General features: G+C 66.6%; 12 protein-coding genes. 7 read left to right on the top strand and 5 right to left on the bottom strand.

The genetic code is table 11. The features are described from left to right. Nucleotides 1-203 precede the first annotated feature (203 nt). Together AC6LJY_RS17405 and AC6LJY_RS17410 are read left to right on the top strand one after the other, a co-directional pair. Nucleotides 204-2,219, top strand: a complete 2,016-nt coding sequence (locus AC6LJY_RS17405) for a type IV secretion protein Rhs (RefSeq protein ID WP_498136432.1) — start codon at nucleotides 204-206, stop codon at nucleotides 2,217-2,219. A 39-nt stretch (nucleotides 2,220-2,258) separates the two neighbouring features. Beyond that, nucleotides 2,259-2,759 carry a hypothetical protein gene (locus tag AC6LJY_RS17410; protein ID WP_104143428.1) on the top strand — a complete coding sequence of 167 codons (501 nt, stop codon included), beginning with the start codon at nucleotides 2,259-2,261 and terminating at the stop codon, nucleotides 2,757-2,759. A gap of 40 nt (nucleotides 2,760-2,799) precedes the next feature. Here AC6LJY_RS17410 and AC6LJY_RS17415 read toward each other — a convergent pair whose 3' ends face one another. Genes AC6LJY_RS17415 through AC6LJY_RS17435 form a run of 5 tightly spaced genes read right to left on the bottom strand, consistent with a single transcriptional unit; the run spans nucleotide 2,800 to nucleotide 10,755 of the window. Further along, a complete protein-coding gene (locus AC6LJY_RS17415; RefSeq protein WP_498136433.1) occupies nucleotides 2,800-5,118 on the bottom strand; it encodes a T6SS phospholipase effector Tle1-like catalytic domain-containing protein in 2,319 nt (772 codons plus the stop codon). Beyond that, the gene (locus tag AC6LJY_RS17420) at nucleotides 5,111-5,890 is read right to left on the bottom strand and encodes a DUF3304 domain-containing protein (protein ID WP_498136434.1); all 780 of its coding nucleotides are present in this window, start codon (nucleotides 5,888-5,890) and stop codon (nucleotides 5,111-5,113) included. Before AC6LJY_RS17420 ends, AC6LJY_RS17415 begins: the two co-directional genes overlap by 8 nt. Then, nucleotides 5,883-6,875 carry a DUF4123 domain-containing protein gene (locus AC6LJY_RS17425; RefSeq protein WP_485799198.1) on the bottom strand — a complete coding sequence of 331 codons (993 nt, stop codon included), beginning with the start codon at nucleotides 6,873-6,875 and terminating at the stop codon, nucleotides 5,883-5,885. The genes AC6LJY_RS17420 and AC6LJY_RS17425 overlap by 8 nt, the downstream gene beginning before the upstream one ends. A 5-nt stretch (nucleotides 6,876-6,880) precedes the next feature. After that, nucleotides 6,881-9,814 (bottom strand): type VI secretion system Vgr family protein, encoded by a 2,934-nt coding sequence (locus AC6LJY_RS17430; RefSeq protein WP_498136435.1) that lies wholly within the window; start codon nucleotides 9,812-9,814, stop codon nucleotides 6,881-6,883. A gap of 59 nt (nucleotides 9,815-9,873) precedes the next feature. Beyond that, entirely contained in the window at nucleotides 9,874-10,755 is an 882-nt protein-coding gene (locus AC6LJY_RS17435) for a hypothetical protein (RefSeq protein WP_498136436.1), read from the bottom strand. Nucleotides 10,756-10,981: 226 nt separating this feature from the next. Here AC6LJY_RS17435 and AC6LJY_RS17440 point away from each other — a divergent pair, with 226 nt between their 5' ends. From AC6LJY_RS17440 to AC6LJY_RS17460, 5 genes are all read left to right on the top strand, one after another. Beyond that, nucleotides 10,982-11,833, top strand: a complete 852-nt coding sequence (locus AC6LJY_RS17440; RefSeq protein ID WP_370512753.1) for a M15 family metallopeptidase — start codon at nucleotides 10,982-10,984, stop codon at nucleotides 11,831-11,833. A 69-nt stretch (nucleotides 11,834-11,902) separates the two neighbouring features. Continuing rightward, nucleotides 11,903-13,327 carry a hypothetical protein gene (locus AC6LJY_RS17445; protein WP_498136437.1) on the top strand — a complete coding sequence of 475 codons (1,425 nt, stop codon included), beginning with the start codon at nucleotides 11,903-11,905 and terminating at the stop codon, nucleotides 13,325-13,327. Between the two features lie 65 nt (nucleotides 13,328-13,392). Next, the gene (tssM, locus tag AC6LJY_RS17450; protein ID WP_498136438.1) at nucleotides 13,393-17,184 is read left to right on the top strand and encodes a type VI secretion system membrane subunit TssM; all 3,792 of its coding nucleotides are present in this window, start codon (nucleotides 13,393-13,395) and stop codon (nucleotides 17,182-17,184) included. Further along, entirely contained in the window at nucleotides 17,181-18,164 is a 984-nt protein-coding gene (gene tagF / locus AC6LJY_RS17455) for a type VI secretion system-associated protein TagF (protein WP_104143416.1), read from the top strand. The genes tssM and tagF overlap by 4 nt, the downstream gene beginning before the upstream one ends. A gap of 3 nt (nucleotides 18,165-18,167) precedes the next feature. Then, nucleotides 18,168-18,962, top strand: a complete 795-nt coding sequence (locus tag AC6LJY_RS17460; protein WP_046804221.1) for an OmpA family protein — start codon at nucleotides 18,168-18,170, stop codon at nucleotides 18,960-18,962. The last annotated feature ends 31 nt before the right edge of the window (nucleotides 18,963-18,993 follow it).

Genomic DNA, 18,993 nt, shown 5'->3' on the forward strand with positions numbered 1-18,993 from the left:
GGGGGAATGTAAGAAAAGGACAGCCCCCCCCCCCCCCCCCCACCGGCCGCCCCCCCCCCCCCCCCCCGCCCCCCCCCCCGGCCCGCCCCCCCTGGGAAAACCCCCCCGCCGCAACGCCCCCCGCCCCAGCCAGCACGGCGGCCACCGCTGCGCCAGCCACGCCGGATGCAAACCTGGGTAGCGCCACCGCGCGCGCGGCGGGCATGTCCGACAGCACGCCGGCCACCCGCGCCACCGATCTGTCTGCCACAGCCGGCGCGGGTGCGGGCGCGTCCGCCGCTGCTTCCAGCGCCGGCAGTTCCGGCGCTGTGGGCATCGGCGCCGTTGCGGCCGGCGGCGGGCTGGCGACCTTTGCGCAACAGGCCAGCGCCGCGTCCACCGCGCTGTCCAGCGCATCCACCTTCGCGGCGGGCGGCGTCAGCGCCAACGTGGGCGCGGCCATTGTGCCGGTCATGACGCAGGCGCTGAACGCTGGCGGCGACCGCATGGCGGCCTTGAGTTCCGCCGTTGACACGCTGTTTACGTTGCCCGACGTCAAGCAAGCCAACATCCCGTCGGTGGCAGGCGCCATCCTCAGCATGCCGGGCCTGTCATCGTCGTCGGTGCCCAGCGTGATCGGCGCCATCCTGCAATCGCCCACCTTGGCCACCGAGACGCTGCCCAAGGTGGCCGAGGTGCTGATGAAGATACCCGGCGTGGCCGAGTCCCCGCTGCCGCAGATCGCGCGCGACGTGCTGGACTCGGTCGGCCTGGGACCCGTGGCGCGCACCCAGGGCACCAACCTGCCTGGCGGCACGCCGCCCGCCGGCGGCTCCGGCCGCGCGGTGCCCGGCGTGTCCACCTACCGCGCCCGCCAGGACGGCGCGCGCCTGCAATACGTGAACCTGGAACAGGTGGCCGAACGCTGGAACGACGGCAGCGCGCTGACCACCACCGAACGGCAATCGAACCGCCCGCGCATCCACGTGGAATTCAATCGCCCCGGCCAGCACCGCTTCACCATCACCGTGAAGGCCGACCCCGCCAACATTCCGTACTCCGCGCGCGAACGTGGCCGCCGCGCCAGCTATCAGGAACCGCACAGCAACCCGCGCAGCTATGTCACCAACGCCGACGGCACCCGCATCGTCGACGACATCACGCTGCCGGCTGCCGGCCTGAACCTGTACCTGTTCGAAGTGCGCGACGAACGCGGGCAATTGATCAAAACCGAACGCGTTGAAACCGTGCGCCGCCTGTACATCCAGGAGGTCATGTGCATGAGCGCGCATCCGGCCGGCCACCTGGCCGACGTCACGCCCGTCACCGCGGAATTCGCGCTGCATGGCATCGACATGATCCAGCTTCCGCGCCTGCAATTCCGGGGCCGCTCGGCGGTTGACGCCGCCGACACCGTCGAGTCGCAGCAAGCCATCATGAATGCCGTGCGCGCGGTCTATGCCCCTTCCCCTGGCAAGCAGCGCGAACCCTATACGCTGGTCGTTTGCCACGTTGACCGACTGGCCGCGCCGGGCGTCAGCGGCGACATGCGGCTGCCGGTGCCCGCCGGCCCCGGTGGACGCGTCATGACGGTACCCATCGTCAACGACGACCGCAGCCGCTCCAGCCTCTGGTACGAATTCGATGCCAGCGACGACTGGCTGGTGCACGCGCGCTACATCCACACGGACGCCTCCGGCGCCGAACGGTCGATTCCGATTCCGCGCCACCTGATCACCCCCATCCGCGAAAGCAATGGGTCGGTCTGGTCGGTGTCCGTGGACCTGACCCGCATATCGCCCACGCCGCTGACCGGCATGCTGAACATCCAGTTCAACACCGTGGCAGCCAGCTACGCCGGCCTTGCCATCACGGGCACCAACCTGCTGTTCGTCTCGACGCTGGACCCCTACGAACCCAACTCGCAGGCCTACCTGACCGAAACCCTGGCCCACGAAATGGGCCACTTGCTGGGCATGGTGCCCAGCGGCCCCGACTGGCCCGGCCTGCGCAACCAGGACGAGTCCGCCGACGATTCAAAGCTGGACCCGCCGCCGCACTTCTACTACAACGCGGGGGGGCACTGCTATTACGGCCTGCCCGACCAGAATGGCGAGTACAACGAGGAAATCGGGCAGTGCGTGATGTACGGCATCACCTGCGCGAACATTCATTTCTGCCCCAGTTGCAGCAAGGCCGTGCGCAAGGTCGACTGCTCCGAAGGCTGGACGGCATTCTGACGCCGGCCTTTTCCAGATAACCGACATGCCCGAACCGACATGCCCATCATGACGACCGATTGGATTGAACCCGCCACCTTTGCCTCGGTGCCCTCGCACTCGCAAAAAGAACACGCCTGCATGCCGCCGCTGCAAGGCTACGACGCGCAGATGCGCATCGCCGCGCCCACCCGCGTGACGATCCGCGACGGCAGCACGCTGACCATTCCCATCTGCGCGCGCGGCATCCTGCCCGTGGTAGACGAGCCGCAGCTACCGCGTTTCGTAGCGGTGGACACGCGCACCGGCAAGGTCTATCGCGGCATCGCGTTCAACTACGTGCGGCCCAAGCTGCCCAATGTGTCGGTGGACCCCAGCGAAGGCGCGGCTCCGCCCAAGATTCCGCTGCCGCCCGGCATGACCGTGGAAACCCGCTTCACCACGGATATGGCGGGCGTCCTGCATCTGCCCGCCACGCCCGCGACCTACGAGGTGTATATCGAGGCAGAGAACGTGAAGTCGAATACGGTGACGATAGCGGTCGAAGCGGGCAAGACGTAAGCGGCATCGAAGGCGCCACGCACGTCCTTCATTCGTCGCGTCACGGCCGCGCCGGTGTCATCTGTTGAATGTTCTGCTCTGCCCGGGCAGCCTGGGCCTCGACCTTTTCCGCGTTGCGCATGTCCTTGGCGCGCTGCGCCATTTCGGCCTTGGCGTCGGTCTTGGCGAATACATCCTTGTCGCGGACGCGGAAGTACATCGTGGTGCTGGCCAACAGGTGATCGGGCCAACTGCTCAACATGGCGTCGTGCACCAGCCAGTCGAACAAGGTCATGACCTTCGGGGGCAACTGCGTTTTGCCGTCGCGCGCCTCGCGCCAGGCGGTCAGCAGGCGTTGCTGAACCGCGCGCTCGGCCTTGATGTCGGCCAGGGGGTCGGCTGCCTTTTCCGGCGTGCCGCCGCCGCGCTTGATCAGTTCATTGCGCATGTTCTCGCGGTCGCGCATGTCCTTGTCCATCAACTCCATCGTGCGCAACACCTGCGGGCTATTACGCTCCAGGTCCGCGCGGCGCTGCGCGGTATCGGCATCCTGCTGTTCCGCGTGCTCCAGGCTCTTGTATTCCTCTTCCAGGCGTTCCCACAGCGGCTTGAAACGTTGCGGAGGCAATTCGCCACGGCTTGCCGAGGCGCGTGCCCAACGCTCATTCTTAAGCGCCTCCAGCTCGCGCAGGCGGGCCGTATTCTCGGGCTTGTTGCGTTCCTCGGCGGGCAATGCCGACACGCGCCGCAGTTCTTGGTTGTATTCCTGTTCCGGCGTGAAGTAGTCCCGGTCCTTGATCCACGCCTCGGCCGGGTCCGACAGTTCGGCGCGGAACGTCGGGTCTTGGTAACGCACGGCCAGCCAGCGCAGGAATGCCTCCATATGCGGCATGAAGTCGATGCCCGGCTCGTACTTGACGACCTCGCGATACGCTTTGACCAGATCCAGAATCTGGTTCTTCGTACTGCCATCCACAATCGGTTCGGACAGCGAAAACTGCAAATAGGTATCGGGCTTCAGGTCGGCCAGCCTTTCCATGCTGTGAAAGGCCGCGCCGTGCGACAGGGCCTGGTTCATCATGTCGCGCAGCGCCACGCGCGACAGCTCGACCCGCGCATTCAGCGACCCGGGCGGACTGACGCCCGTCACGTCGCCGCTGGACCCGGGATACAGATACTGCAGGCCGCGCGTCTTTTCCAGGCTGTCCATGCGCTGATTGCGGCGCAGCTCATGCGCGGCCGCGAAATGCACGCACGTCTGCACGGCGGCCGGCACCGTCAACGTCCTGTCCTTGTGCGTCTGCTTGATAAGGTCAGTGACGGGCAAAAAGCCCAGGAACGTGTTTTCGTCCATGATGGACGCGACCGAATCCAGCAAGCCCATGAAACGGATCTGGATATCGGCATCTGACTTGTTCTTCGTTCGGTCGCCAATCACCGCCAGGTCGGCATCGTGACGGCGGCGGTACTTCTTGACCAGGTCATTGACGAACTGGCGCGCGACCACACCGCCCCGGTCCGCGCCGAACACGGTGATTTCAATGCGGCGCACATTCTGCCCTTCGCTCACGGCGTCATAGGCCGCCTTGAACTGGCGCAATGCCGAGTCCACGCGCACGTCTACGCCCGTGCCCATCAGGTAGGCCACCGTTTCCTGATCGCGGATGATCGGCACCGTTTCCATCATGGTTGACTTGGCGGCTTCCTTGCCGGCCGTCCACGCGACCTTCAGGGGATTTTTCTTGAAGCCGGCCCAGAAGCCTCGAATGGTGGCGCGCGCACGGTTCACCACGCGCTCGGGGTCCCACGCATTCCAGATCCGGACCGCCTTTTCGGGCAACGTCCGCACGTCTTTCACGACGTCCTTATATGCCTTGACCATCGGCTGATACGAGGACTCACGCAGCGACTTCTTCACCGCCGCCGTCAGGCGCCCGGTGAGCTTATGGTTCGGAATCTCGTCCGTGCGCAAGACATTGCCGACGTTGGCCGATATCGCCTTTTGCGCGTTGCTCGCCGCTTTCATGCCCGCCTTCGCGGCGGCATAAATCATGTCGTCGTTTTCCGCATCGGCATTCAGATCCGTGCCCAGGCCCGAGTAATAAAACCGAAACCAGTGGTGCTTTTCAGGGCGGCCGGGATCGCTCTGGACATAGTGCGCTTCCCACAAGCGGCAGATGTTCGAATAGTACGTGGGGTGCTTCGCATCTTCGTCGCGGCTACGGCCGAAGCCGTCAAAAAAGAACCCCATCCGCAGGACCGCACCGCATTCATTGCAGTCGTCCTTGGGGTACGCCGCCTCGTTCTGGGCCATTGCCTTCAGCACCGATGCCGGCGTACGGTTCTCCGGCGGCAAGTCACTGGATTGCGCGTCAGACATGCTTATCTCCCGGCGGGGTGCCCATGGCTTTGATCTGCTCCAGCTTTGCCGGCGGCAACGCCGCGACGTCCCGGGCGAAATCGCCCGGCGCGCGCCCCGGCTTGTCCAGGATCGCCTTCACCTGTGGATCCGAATCGAAGTTCGACGCCACCGTGAAGTACAGCAGCATGTACTGGCGCAGGTCTTGCTTGTCTTCGATACGGTATTTTTTCCATGCCGGCTGCAACGCCTTCGCGGTCGCGCGCAGCAGTTCGGCGTCACTGCGGTAAGCGGCAAGCGATGCGCGATGCTCGCGCCATAGCCAGTCCACGGTATCGACAATGGGAATCCGCGTCTGGCCCAGGAGCTTGCGGCTTAGCGCCAGCTCCATGTGTTCGTCGGGATAGATGTGCAGCTCCAGATACAGCGGACCCTCGCCCGCCGGGATCTCGGCGGCCGGAAATTTGATGGCGCCCTGCCGATCGAAATAGAGCGAGTCGGCCTTGCCATCGTGCAAATGCTTGCGCAGCAGCTCGGCGTCGACGCCGCGCCAGTCCACGGTGAAATCGGTGCCCTTGAGCGTGAAGCAGCAGGTAACCGAGCCCTCGCCGCCGCCCGGGCTGACCTGCATCGTCGACGCCACGCCTTCGCCCTTGTCCTTGACGCTGATGCTGCGGATATTCCACGGCGTGTAGTTATAGGCGATGAAACTGACGCCTTGGTAGACCGGCTCGCTATTGCAACCCGCCAGCATGCCCAGCCACAACAGCGCGGCGATCAATCCCTTACGCATTCATCTCTCCTGAAGGCCCATCCTGACCAGCCCAATGCAAGGCCTGCACCTCGTCCCACACCGCGTCCGGCACGCCCGCCAGCGCCTTTGCCAGCGCGCCGTCGTCACCGGGCTGATACTCCTGCAAGCCCGCACGAATCAGCGGATGCTCATCAAAGCGCGGGGATATCGATACGCCCCACGCCACATAGTCGAACATGTCCTTGTCGCCCGCCACGCCGTGTGCGCGCGCGCGTTCCAACTGCACTTGCACTTGCGGCACCAGCGCGTCCTGATCCGGGTCGCCCGGCAGCAGACCGGGATACAAGCGGCGTAGTTGCACCGCGAGTTTGTCGGGGTAGTCCAGGTCGAACAGCATCTGGTGCTGCTCGGGCGTAAAGCGTTGGATGCCGTCGGGCGCGTCTGTGGGCAGCCTGCCGGTGCCCGACAGCTCGGCCTGCGAGCCATCGCGCAACGCGTAGCGCAAGGTGATCAGCGGCGAGGCGAAGCGGGTGCGTTGTTCGGCGGTCCAGACTTGCAGGGCGCGCGCCAGGATGCGCGTGTCGTACCAGTGCAGGAAGAACTCGGTATCGTCGGGCAAGGCGTAGTCGCAAAACCGTCCGAAATGCGCGATCAGCTTTTCCAGGGGCACAGCGGAGGCGAAGCTCATCATTGCGTAGCGGCCGCCGCTGCGTTCGTGCAGGGCGTTCAACACGCGCACGAGCGGCGTACTGAAATCAGGCCGGCGTGGCCCGCGCAGCACGCCTTGCGATGCGCCGTCCACTTCGATCAGCAGTGGCGCCACGTCGCCATAAATATCCAGCCCGGTTTGCGCCCAGATCGAGCCAAAACTCAGGTCTTCGGTGGCACTGATGCGTGCCAGCAGATCGGGGTGGCCCCGAAAATCCACGATCACATACGCGCGCGCGGCTTCGCCATACGGCCCGCGGTGGTGCGGCAATTGCGCAAAGGTGGAAAGCAGCGCCTGCTGCCAGGAATAAGCCATCGCCGTCACGCCTTTTCGGTAATGGATTGCACGCTGTCCTGGGCGTCCAGCACGCAGCTTTTGCATACCGTGAACTGCGGAAAGGGATACGGCATCTGCGTGGGGCCGGCGAACTGTTTGTTGCCGGTCTTGACGTCGATACGGCCGGGCGCGGTGACGGTGATGTTGCCGCCTTCGATGACGATGCTGGCACCCGCCGCGTTGGCAATGCGGATGCGCTTGGGCGATGCATATTCGATGCCGGCGTTGGCGCTGACCATGCGCAGGTCCTGCTGCGCCTGCACGGTCAGCACGTCATGCTGCGACATCACGTCGACTTCGCCCGTGCCCGCGATCAGATCCAGGCCGGATTCGGCGCCGCCCTTCTGCACGCCGGCCACGATGCCCAGCGCCTGGCCGGTATGCACGCGCAGCGAGCCGATGACGGCCAGGTTGTGGTCCAGCCCCGATGACCAGTGCACCAGTTCGCCGGCCGATATCTGCACGTTGCGTCCGGCCGCTTGCGTCAGCCCCGCGCGGCCCGCCATCAGCACCAGCGGGTCGGTCAGGTGCGGGACCTTGCCGTCGACCACTTCCGTGTGCTTGGCAGAGGCATCGCCCGCCGCGCCGCTGATCGCCTGGCCGTCCACCGTGCCGGAGACGGCACGCGTCATCGCGGCCAGGGGCGCGCGTTCGCCGTCCAGTCGGCTGGCGCCTGCTGACGTGGTGCCGCGTGCCGAAGCCAGGCGCACGCCCTGATGCGCGCCGATCACGCCGTCAAACGACTGCGCCATGATGTCGGCCTGCCCGGCCAGCGCCAGGGGCGCCGCCGCGTCGCCCGCGGGTTCGCCGCCGCCGGCCGTGTAGGTGGTCAGCAACACGCCCGCGCCGCCCCGCAGCGCACCAAACGCATCGGTGCGCAATTCCGCGCCCACGCCGCGCACGTTGCCGCGATAGTTGCCAGCCTGGTGGATCAGATGGCCCAGGTTCAGTTCGCTAGCCGACTGCGTGGACTTGATCTGCATGCGCAGCTGGCCGTCGCTGTCGTCGAAGACGATCTGGTTGTAGCCGTCGCCGCCAAATTCCTTGCTCTTGAAGCCGCTTAACGCGGCCGCGTTGCGATGCTGTTCGTCGCCTGCCGCCGCGCCGTGCCAGGCGGGTGCGTTGCCGCTGGCCAGGTTGGCCTGCGCGCTGGGCTTGCCGTCGAGGGCGGCCGCGTACACCTCGGTGTTCATGGGTTCGCCGGCCTTGCCGCCTGGTGTAGCCGGTATGCCGCCTTCGCCGCGCCCGTTGTAAAGCGCACCGACGACCAGTGGCTGGTCGATGTCTTCATCCAGGAAGCGCACCAGCACTTCCTGCCCGATACGCGGCACGAAGCTCATGCCCATGCCCGCGCCCGCCTGGCGCTGCGCCACGCGTGCCCAACGGCTTTTCGCCAGGCCCTGGCCGTCGGCCTGCCAGTGAAAGCGCACGCGCACGTCGCCCCGCGCGTTGCGGTGAATTTCGTCTTCGCCGCTGGCCTCGGTGGCCCCTTCGGCGTTAGTGACAATCGCCGTGTGCACGCCCACGGCCGACGGCGCGCCGGCCAATCGGGCACCGCGCGCGGCGGCCGGCAAGGCGCGCCAGGGGCGGTCGCAACGCACGGCGCAAAAGCGGTTGGCGTAGCCCACTTCATGCGCCCGCGCCAGCACGGCGGGGTCAGGCCGGCCGACGCCGATCAATGCGTCGTCTGGGGGGTAGGCGGAATCGTCGCCGGCCGGGTCGTCGTGATTGGCACGCTGAATGTCTGCGTCGCTATTCAACGCGGCGTCTTCGTCGTCGTCAAAGCACAGGAAGTCGTCCAGCGCACCCATCTGGCCGGACAAGTTGGCGTCGGCCTGGCCCGGCAGGTTGTTGACGCCGACGTGTTCAATACGGTCCAACGCGAACACGGGTTCGAAGCCGGCCTCGCCCTTGGGTCCTAACGGCGACATGTCTTGCAGCGTGAAGCGTGTGCCCGACCGGAACGTGCGCACGTTGCCACGCCCGATGAACGTTTCGGCGCGGGCCTGCGCGGCCTGCATCAACAGCGTGGCCTGAAACTGCGCGTGCGCCTGGGTCAACAGGCCGCCGTGGCCCAGGGGTTCAAACCATTCCAGCCCGGCGGTTTCGTCGTCGGACCCGCTGGCTGGGCCGGCCAGCGCCTGGCCCGTGATGGCGTGCTTGCCGCTGTCGTGCCAGCCTAGAACGGTGACGCGTTCCACCGCGCGCCGCTGCCTGCGCGCCAGGGCCTGCACGCCGTCGCGCGTCTCGGTGGCATGCGCGCGTTGAAAGCGCACGCCGCCGCCCGAGGACTCTTCGTCTTCGGGCAACGTGCGGCTGTCGGCAAAGATCAGCACGGCATGGCGCGAAGGCGCCGCCTTGTCCTCGACGGTGGTCCAGCCCAGGCCGGATTCCGCCAGCAGGCGCGACAGAAACGCGTAGTCGGTTTCGCGATACTGCGTGGTGTAAGGCCGCGTGGGCAGGTCGGCAAGGTGGCGCTCGACGTCGTCGGCAAGCTTGTAGGTGTAGCCCTCGTAGCTGTCCAGCACATGCCGCACGATTTCCAGCACGGGCTGGTTTTCATAGATGCGGCTGGCGCGCCGCTGCGTGGCCAGCCATAGCCAGGGCGCCAGCGTGATGCGATAGCGCGCCTTGCCCGCGTTGCCACCCAGCATCTCGGCGGCACGCACGACGCCGCTGCGGCCAATCTCGCTGCCGTCGGCGCGCGTGGCCCACAGCGTGGCGGGCCGCGACACCATGTCGTTAAGATCCAGCGAAGCGTCGTCGGCCAGCGCGACGATGCGCGCTTCGCTCAAGTCCGACAGGCCTTCACGCGCCACCCAGCCTTCCACTTGCAGGGACGCGATCGCGCCCTCGCCATCCAGGCGATACAGCCGGGATGGGGCGCTGGCACCGCCGTTGCTTGCGTTCACAGCCATGGAGCAAAAACCTCGCGGGGGGACAGGGGCGATAAAAGCCGGAGTGGGGCGTTGCGCATTCAGGGTTCGACGTTGGCTTGCGGCGTGGGGCATTCAGCGGCCGTGCCCCATTGGCCGGCGCACACGCGCAGGCGGCATTGTTCGCCTTCAAAGAAACTGAGTTTGCGGCATTCCTTCAAGCGTTCGGACAACGGCGAGCCCGGCATCTCGCGCATGAAAATGCCATCGGATTTATAGACGCGCGTGCCGGGCGGAGACGCGGGCGGCAGGCCGTAATTCATCAGTGCGGACAACAGCGCCGCGTCGGTGTCGGAGGGCTGTGCAGCCTTGCGCGGCGTGGCGGCGGGCTTAACGGCGCGCGGCGCATTGCCATGCGGGACCACGGCTTCGCGCGCGCGTTGTTCCGCCGCCTGGCGCGTGGGACCGGGCGCGGCAGGGGCGGCGGTGGCCGGCGGCGTCATCGCCAGCACCGACAGCGGGTTGGTCGGTTCGCGCGATGGTTCCGGTTCACCACGACCCACATCCGCATCGCGCGCGGGCGGCGATTCATCGATGATGGCGGCTACCGCGGGCGGCTTGTCGGACGCCTCTTGCGTCGCGTTGGCCTGCGGCGCGGGCGTGGCGGCGGGCGGGGCGCCCGATGCCGCAGGCGACGCGGGCCGATTCGCCTGCGAAGCATCCGCGGTCAATCCCGCGGCACCCGGCGCCTGGGCCTGCATCGCGCCCGTGGGGTCCTCGTGGATGAACCACGTGATGCCACCCGCCAACAACGCCAGCAACAACGCCAGCGCCAGCCAGCGCCGCGCGCGCGGGTCGCGCCGCGCGGCCAGGTGTTTGACCTCGGCTTCAGGCGCGCGCCCTTCCAGCGCCGCCAGTATTCGTGTGGACTCGGCCTCGCCTCGCGCGGCTGTGGAACCGCGGAGCAGACTCGGCGCGGTCATCGTAGGGCGAGCTTCTTTTTCGTCTTCTGCCATGCGGGTTCCCGTGTCAGCAGGAGGCGTGTGCAGCCCCCCTGTAACCAAGCCCGTCGAGAATACCCGAACACCTCATTTGGAACATCGATTCTTGTTACGATTTCTAAGGGTCCGACGCGGTTTGCAACGCCGGATCGCTTGCCTCCCACGCGAATAGAACAAAAGATGACGCCTTCCGCATGAGGGACCGATCTTGTTACTGCTACTGCCCCTGTATTTTTTGCTGGCGGTGGGCGTTTCCGCTCTCCTGTTTTTCCCTGCACTGCGCCAAGGCGCGGTGCGGGGTTTGCGCGCGTGCGCACAGGGCGTGGCGCGCGGCGCAACGCGCGGCGCAAGCCAGGCGGGCGGTGCGGTGGGTGGCACGGCCGGGGCCTTGCACAGCGGCGTGAAAACGTCGGCGGGATGGGTTGCGCGGCATCGCTGGCAAGTGGCAATCGGCCTTGCAATTGTGTTGCTGCCGTCACTTTTTGCTTTCGTCATGCGACACAATCACACATTCATTTACAGCCCTCAGATGACGGGCCCGGACCGCCGGATTCAGGCCTTGCTGGAAGGCGAAAGGCTGGCCCCCCCGGCCCCCTTGCCGCCCGACGCGTTCACCACGCGCGAGGTGGAATTGGTGCGGCCGAAGCTGGGTGGCGCAAGCCGCAATTGGGACCTGCTGGATGCGGATTTCCGCCAGCGTCTGCTGTTGGCTTATCGCATCATGCGCGAGCAGCACGGCTACGAAATGGCGCTGATCGAGGGCTATCGCAGCCCGCAGCGCCAGGAAGAATTGGCGGGCATGGGCACGCACGTGACCAACGCGGGCGCGTTCCAGAGCTATCACCAATATGGCCTGGCCGCCGACAGCGCGTTCTATCGCGACGGCAAGATCGTCATTTCGGAAAAAGACCCGTGGGCCATGCGTGGCTACGAGCTGTTCGGCCAGACCGCCGAGCTGGTCGGCCTGACCTGGGGCGGCCGCTGGAAGATGATGGACTTCGGTCACGTAGAGCTGCGTCGGCCCGGCGCCATGCAGCGCGCGGGAGACACGGCGAAATGAACGCGACGCATTGCAACGCGCGCGCCGGCGCCCCGATAACAACAACTTCATTCCTCTGACCGGGCGCACATGGCACGTTTGCTGAAAAAAGGCTTGCTGGTTCTGGCGCTGTTCGCGGTGGTGTGGCTGGCCGTCATCATCTGGTGGCAAGAGTCGCGCACGCTGCCGACCGGCGTGGACATCGGGCTGTATTTGTTTGCGCTGCCGCTGGCGCTGTTGGGCGCGCTGTGGCTGGGCGCGCGCATCGTGCGCGCGGCGCGTGCGCCCAAGCCGCAACCGGTGGCGTCAACGCCCGCTGCCGAGGCGGCGCCGGCGGCTCGGGCCGAACTGCGCGTCGTTGCGGTCGCCGCGCGCGCGGGGGCCGGGCCGGACGCAGCATCGATTGCCGAGGCGTTGATTGAACAACAGCGCCCCGAGCTGGATCCTGAACTAAAGACCTTGCAGGGCTTTCCCGTTTTCGCGGCGCGCGTGCCGCAGCTGGACGACGTTGAGCTGTACGCCGCCGCACGCGAGCGCGGCGCGCCCGCCGACGCGTTGGCCACGGCGGGTCTGCGCGCAACGGCCTTGCTGGTCGATGTCGCGGCCACATTGACCGACCAAGCGCATCGCCGCGTCACCGAACTGGATGTGCCGGCGCGCGACGAAGACTGGCCGTTGCTGCGCTTTGACCTCCTGCTGCCCGCAAGCTGGTCGCAGCCCGCGCGTGATCGGGCGCGTGCCGAAGTGCTGGCGGCAGCGGGCGTCTGGCCCGATAGCCGCGTCAGCGTCACGGAACACATCGCGCATGACGTGATGGCCACCGAGACACTGCTGCGTGAATTGGCGTCGCTGCCCGTCGACACCAAGGCCGCGCCAACGTGGCGCATCGTGCTGGCCGGTGACGGCTACATCGATCAGGATCAGGTAGCGCAATGGGACGCGGACGCCACGCTGCTGACGCACGCCAATCCGCACGGCCGCGTGCCGGGCGAGGCCGCTGCCGGCTTGCTATTGAATCTGGTGGATACCCAGGCGGGTGTGGCCCACGCAGGGCCGACCGCATCGAACGCGGCTGCGACGGCCCCCTCCGTTGCATCCACCGACCTGCGCGTCGCCCTGTCACCCATGGTCCAACGCCAGAAGCCCGCGGATGCACGGGGCGCGTTGCCTGAGCCCGCGCTGGCCGAACTGGCGCGCGACCTGTTGCAGCGCGCGGCCGTTGCGCCAGACACCGTCGTGCAGGTGGTCAGCGACGCCGATCATCGCGGCAGCCGTCCGTTGGAAGCCCTGGGCGTGACGTCGCAATTGTTTGAACACCTGGATGCCAGCAAGGACTGCCACGCGGTGGGCGTGGCCTGTGGCCACACCGGCGTGGCCGCCTCGTTGCTGACCTTGGCCATCGCCGGTGAAGCCTGTATGCAGGCCGAACACCCGGTGCTGACCCTTACCCTGCAAGACCCCGCATTGCGCTGCGCGTCCCTGGTCTATCGACCGGCCGCCGGCACTACCGCCTGACTCGGAAAATAACAGCGAAAACCATGCGTAGCCCCTCAGGATTCCTATCTTCTCTTTCCAGTTCCATGAGCGATATTCGCTACTGGGGCGCGCGCGTGTTCGCCAACCCGCGCACCTTCATGGTGATCGGGTTGATCGCGCTGATCGTCTTCCTGTTCCTGTTCGCCGACACCATGCAGATCGGGCTGATATGGGCCGGCACCGCGCTGGGCGTACTGCTGTTGCTTTGGCTGTGCGTGCAGCTGTGGCGGCGCCGCCGCACGCGGCGCGCCAACCAGCAGCTGGGCGACATGCTGGAGCAACAGGTGCAAACGGGCGCCGTGTCCAGCCCCGCCGCCAACCGCAACGACATCGACGCCTTGCGCCAACGGCTGACGCAGGCGGTGCGCACGATCAAGACGTCAAAGATCGGCCAGACGTCGGGTAACGAAGCCCTGTACGAACTGCCCTGGTACATCGTCATCGGCAACCCGGCGGCCGGCAAGAGCAGCGCGGTCATCAACTCGGGCCTGCAATTTCCGTTTGCGGACAAGAACGGCGCGGCCGTGCGCGGCGTGGGCGGCACGCGCAACTGCGATTGGTTCTTCACCACGGAAGGCATCCTGCTGGACACGGCGGGCCGCTATTCGGTGCACGAGGAAGACCGCAACGAATGGATGAGTTTTCTGGACCTGCTCAAGCGCCATCGCCCGAAGGCGCCGATCAACGGCATCATCGTGGCGGCCAGCATCAGCGAGCTGACCGATTCCGGCCCGGAATTTGCCATCAACCTGGCCAAGAACCTGCGCCAGCGCGTGCAGGAACTGACCGACCGGCTGGAAGTGTTTGCGCCGGTGTATGTGATTTTCACGAAGGCGGATCTGATCGCCGGCTTCTCGGAGTTTTTTGCGGATGCCGACCCGCGTGAGCGCGATCGCGTGTGGGGCGCCACGCTGCCGTATGGCGCGGACGAAAGCCGCGACGTGCTGACGCAATTCGACGAGCGTTTTGACGAGCTGTATGAAGGCCTGAAGGAGATGGGCACAGCGCAGATTTCGCTGCGACGCAGCGGCGCCCTGCCCCCGGGCCTGCTGACTTTTCCGCCGGAATTCGCGGCGATCAAACCCGCGCTGCGCACGTTTCTGTCGACCTTGTTCGAGACCAATCCGTTCCAGTACAAGCCGGTGTTTCGCGGCTTTTACTTCACCAGCGCCTTGCAGGAAGGCGCCTCGCGCAGCACCTCGACAGAGAAGCTGGCCGAGCGCTTCAGCCTGCGCCCATCCACGCGCGGCGCGGCGCCCAACACGGCATCGCACAACGGCCTGTTCCTGCGCGACCTGTTTTCCAACGTGATCTTTGCCGACAAGAAGCTGGTGCGCCAACACGCCAGCCCGAACAAAGTCCGCATGCGTTACCTGACCTTCTTCGGCCTGGTGCTGGCGCTGGGCCTGGTGCTGGGCGGCTGGAGTTGGTCGTACCTGGGCAACCGCCAGCTGGCCACCAACGTGCAGGCGGATCTGGACAAGGTGGTGCGCCTGCAAAGCGAACGCACCGATCTGCAAAGCCGTCTGGAAGCGATGGAGATCCTGCAAGACCGCATCGAACAGCTGGACCGCTATTCGTCCAGCCGCCCCCTGTCGTTGGGCCTGGGGCTGTACCAGGGCGATGTGCTGCGCGAACGCCTGCTGGCCGAGTACTACAACGGCCTGCGCCAGTTCATGCTGGTGCCGGTGAAGGCCAGCCTGGAAGAGTATCTGGGCCGCGTGGATACGTCGAAGGCCGCGGCATCCGGCGCGACGGCCACGCCGGTATCCACCCAGGCGTCTGCCCAGGCACCGGGACAGCCGGCGCGCGCCAATGCCGGCGACACCTTGTTCCAGGACGCCTCGCCCACCAACGTGGACGACGCGTACAACGCGCTCAAGACGTACCTGATGATGGCCAACCGCGAGCACGTGGACCCGACCCACCTGTCGGATCAGATCACGCGCTTTTGGCGCGGCTGGCTGGAAACCAATCGCGGCGCCATGCCGCGCGACCAGTTGATCCGCAGCGCGGAGCGGCTGATTTCGTTTTACGTGGCGCGCGCCGCCGATGCCGATTGGCCGCAGATCGAGACCAATCTGGCGTTGGTGGAACGCACGCGCGGCAATCTGCGCAGCGTGATGCAGGGCATGCCGGCGCGCGAACGCGCCTATTCCACGCTGAAGGCGCGTGCCGCCACGCGCTTCCCGGCAATGACCGTGGCGCGCATCATGGGCGAAGCCGACGCCGCCGTGGTGGCGGGCAGCTACGCCGTGCCCGGCACCTTCACCCGCGAAGCCTGGGAGCAATACATCGAGCCCGCCATCGGCGAGGCCGCGCGGCGCGAAGTGCAGACCAGCGACTGGGTGCTGGGCGTGAACGCGCGCGACGATCTCACGCTGGAAGGCAGCCCGGAACAAATCCAGAAAAGCCTGGCCACGATGTACAAGACCGAGTACGCGCAGGAATGGCAGAAGATGCTGCGCGGGGTCACGATCAAGCCGTTCAACAGCTTTGAGCAAGCAGTGCACGGCATGAACCGCCTGGGCGATCCGCAGAATTCGCCGCTGGTCAAACTGGTCAACACCACCTACGAGCAAACGTCGTGGGACAACCCGTCGCTGATCAACACGGGCATTTCGCAGGCGCAGACGGGTGTGGTGGCGTGGTTCAAGCGCGTGATCCTGCGCCAGGGCCAGCCCAAGCCCGCGCAGGCGCAGACGGCGGCCAACGGCGAACAGATTCCAATGGGGCCGGTGGGCCGCGAGTTCTCGGACGTAGCCCGATTGGTGGTCACGCGCGACAACCAGTCGCTGATGGGCAACTACATGACGGCGCTGTCGAAGATCCGCACGCGCTTTAACCTGATCAACAACCAGGGCGACCCGGGTCCCGGCGCCTTGCTGCTGATGCGCCAGACGCTGGAAGGCAAGGACTCGGAGCTTGCCGATGCGCTGAAGCTGGTTGATGAGCAGATGCTGGCCGGCCTGACGCCCGCGCAACGCGAGACGCTGCGCCCGCTGCTGGTGCGCCCGCTGATCCAGGGCTATGCCGTGGCCATGCAACCGGCCCAGACCGAGCTGAACAAGGTGTGGAACGCGCAGGTCTATCAGCCCTTCAGCCAGGGCCTGGCCGACAAGTATCCGTTCTCGACCAAGGCAGGCATCGAGGCCAGCGGCGAAGAAATCGGCCAGGTGTTCGGCCCGCAAGGCAGCATCGCCAAGTACGTGAACGACACGCTGGGGCCGCTGACCGTGCGGCGCGGCGACATCCTGACGGCGCGCACCTGGGGCGACATGGGCATAGATTTGCAGCCCTCGTTCACTGCCAACTTTGCACAGTGGGTGGCCCCGCTGGCGGGCGGGGCGGCAGGCTCGGGCGCGGCGTCGCAGCCGCAGACGCTGTTCCAGATCCAACCCAAGCCGGCGGGCGGCGTCACGGAATACACCATCGAGATCGACGGCCAGCAACTGCGCTATCGCAATACGCCGCCGCAGTGGGTCAACTTCGTGTGGCCCAATGCGCAGGGCGCACCGGGCGCGCGCATCACGGCCACCGCGTTTGACGGCACCGTGGTCGAGGTCATCAACGAGCCCGGCCGCTTCGGCCTGGAACGCCTGATCTCCGGATCGCAGCGCAAGCCCAACCCCGACGGCAGCTTCGACATGAGCTGGACCAAGTCGAACATCACCGTGCCGGTCAAGCTGCGCATCATCAGCAACGCGCAAGCCGCCAGCGCGGGCGGCACCGAACCCGGCAGCCAAGGGCTGCGCAACCTGCGCCTTCCCGCCTCGGTGGTGGGCGCGTCCTCTCAACCCCCCGTCGCCCCGACGCCTGCCGGAGCGCAGCAATGAGCCATCCGCAGTCCCCCATGTTCCGTACGGCCTACTTCGGCAAAATCCCGTCTCGCGGTGATTTCGTGAAGAACACCTCGCACCCCCAGCTGATGTCGACGCTGGATGCGTGGGTGGCGAACACCATGGAGATCCTGGCGCAAGACCCGCACTGGAAGACGCTGTACGACGAGGCGCAGCCCGTGCCCTTCGCGGTCTTGGGCTCGCGCGGCAAGCTGGCCATCGCCGGCCACCTGCAACCCAGCCGCGACCAGTCAGGGCGGCGCTTTCCGTTCATCAGCGCGACGTCGGTAGAGGTAGCGCGTCCGCTGGATTTCATCGCGCGCAGCCCGCTGGCGTTCAGCCGCATGTGGAATCGCATGGGCGCGGCCGCCGCCCAGCTGATGCAGGACGGCGACCCCGCCCCCGCGCTGCAAACGCTGAACGACCTGGAAGGCGAGATCCGCACGGCGGCCGACGACGGCTTCGATGCGTTCATCGACCTGCAAACAATCGAACGCGTAGAGGCCATGCTGCGCAACAACGGCCACGCGGCCAGCATGCACGACATCGTGCTGGCGCTGGGCATCCTGCTTGCACCCGTGATGTCCAGCGGCTCGTCGCAACTGGACACGGGGCTGGCGTTGCCGCTGCCGGACGACCCGCTCTACATCAACCTGGTGGCCACGTATTGGATGACGCTGATCGCGCCCTTCCTGACGCGCGCCGACTTTGAAATCGCCATGTTCATCGGCAGGGTGGCGGGCAAGCATCGGCTGGTGGTGGGCTTTCGGGGCGCATCGCCGCAGACGCTGGCCAGCCTGTTGTCCACACCGCAGACCTTGTCGCAGCACTACATCGTGCTGGAGGGCGCGCCGTGGGTGCGCGACCATGTCAGCGCCAGCCACGGGCTGGCCAAGCTGTCGAGCTATCTGGATCAACCGCGGCTTTCCTTGCGCCAGGCGCTGGAAACGTTCCGCGAAGTTTTCATCGGAGCCTAGCGCATGCGCACGCTTATTCTTGCCCTGGCCGCCACGCTGTCGTGCGCGGCCCATGCCCAGGATGCCGCAACGGTGGTGCCGGCCAACGTCATCCCCCAACCCGGCCAGGTGGTGGCCAGCGGCGCGGTGCCCGACGAGGCCACCAAGGCCGACGTGCTGGCGCGTTTGCAGAAGGTCTATGGCGTGGGCAACGTGATTGATCGCATCGACGTGGGCGGCGTGGTCGCGCCGGCGAACTGGTCGCAACACGTCAGCAAGCTGCTGGACACCCCGCTCAAGCAGATCAACCGGGGTCAGCTGGAGATCGACGGCACGCAGATCCGCTTGCGCGGCGAGGTGGACAACGAAGCGTCGCGGCAACAGATCGCCAGCACCTTCGCCACGTCGCTGAACCCCACGTACAAGATCGTCAACGGCCTGCGCGTATCGGCTGGCAAGGACGAACAGGATGTGCTGGACAACCTGCTGAGCAACCGCGTCGTGGAATTCGAAACGGGCAGCACGCGGCTGACAGCACGCGGCCGCGAGTTGCTGGACCGCGTGGCGGACGCGGTGCCCAAGCTGCGCGCCGACAAGATCCAGATCATCGGCCACACCGACAGTTCAGGCAGCCGCAGCACCAACCTGGCGCTGAGCCAGGCGCGCGCGGATGCGGTGCGGGATTATCTGGTGGACAAGGGCTTGCCGGTGTCGCGCTTCGAGGCGATGGGCGCGGGCCCGGATCAACCGGTCGCGACCAACGCCACGGCCGAGGGGCGGGCCAAGAACCGACGCATCGAATTCCGCGCGGCGCGATAAGGCTGGCGGTTGGCCCGACGCCTGTTGCCCG

The sequence above is a fragment of the Achromobacter sp. RT286_PF genome (assembly GCF_059760425.1).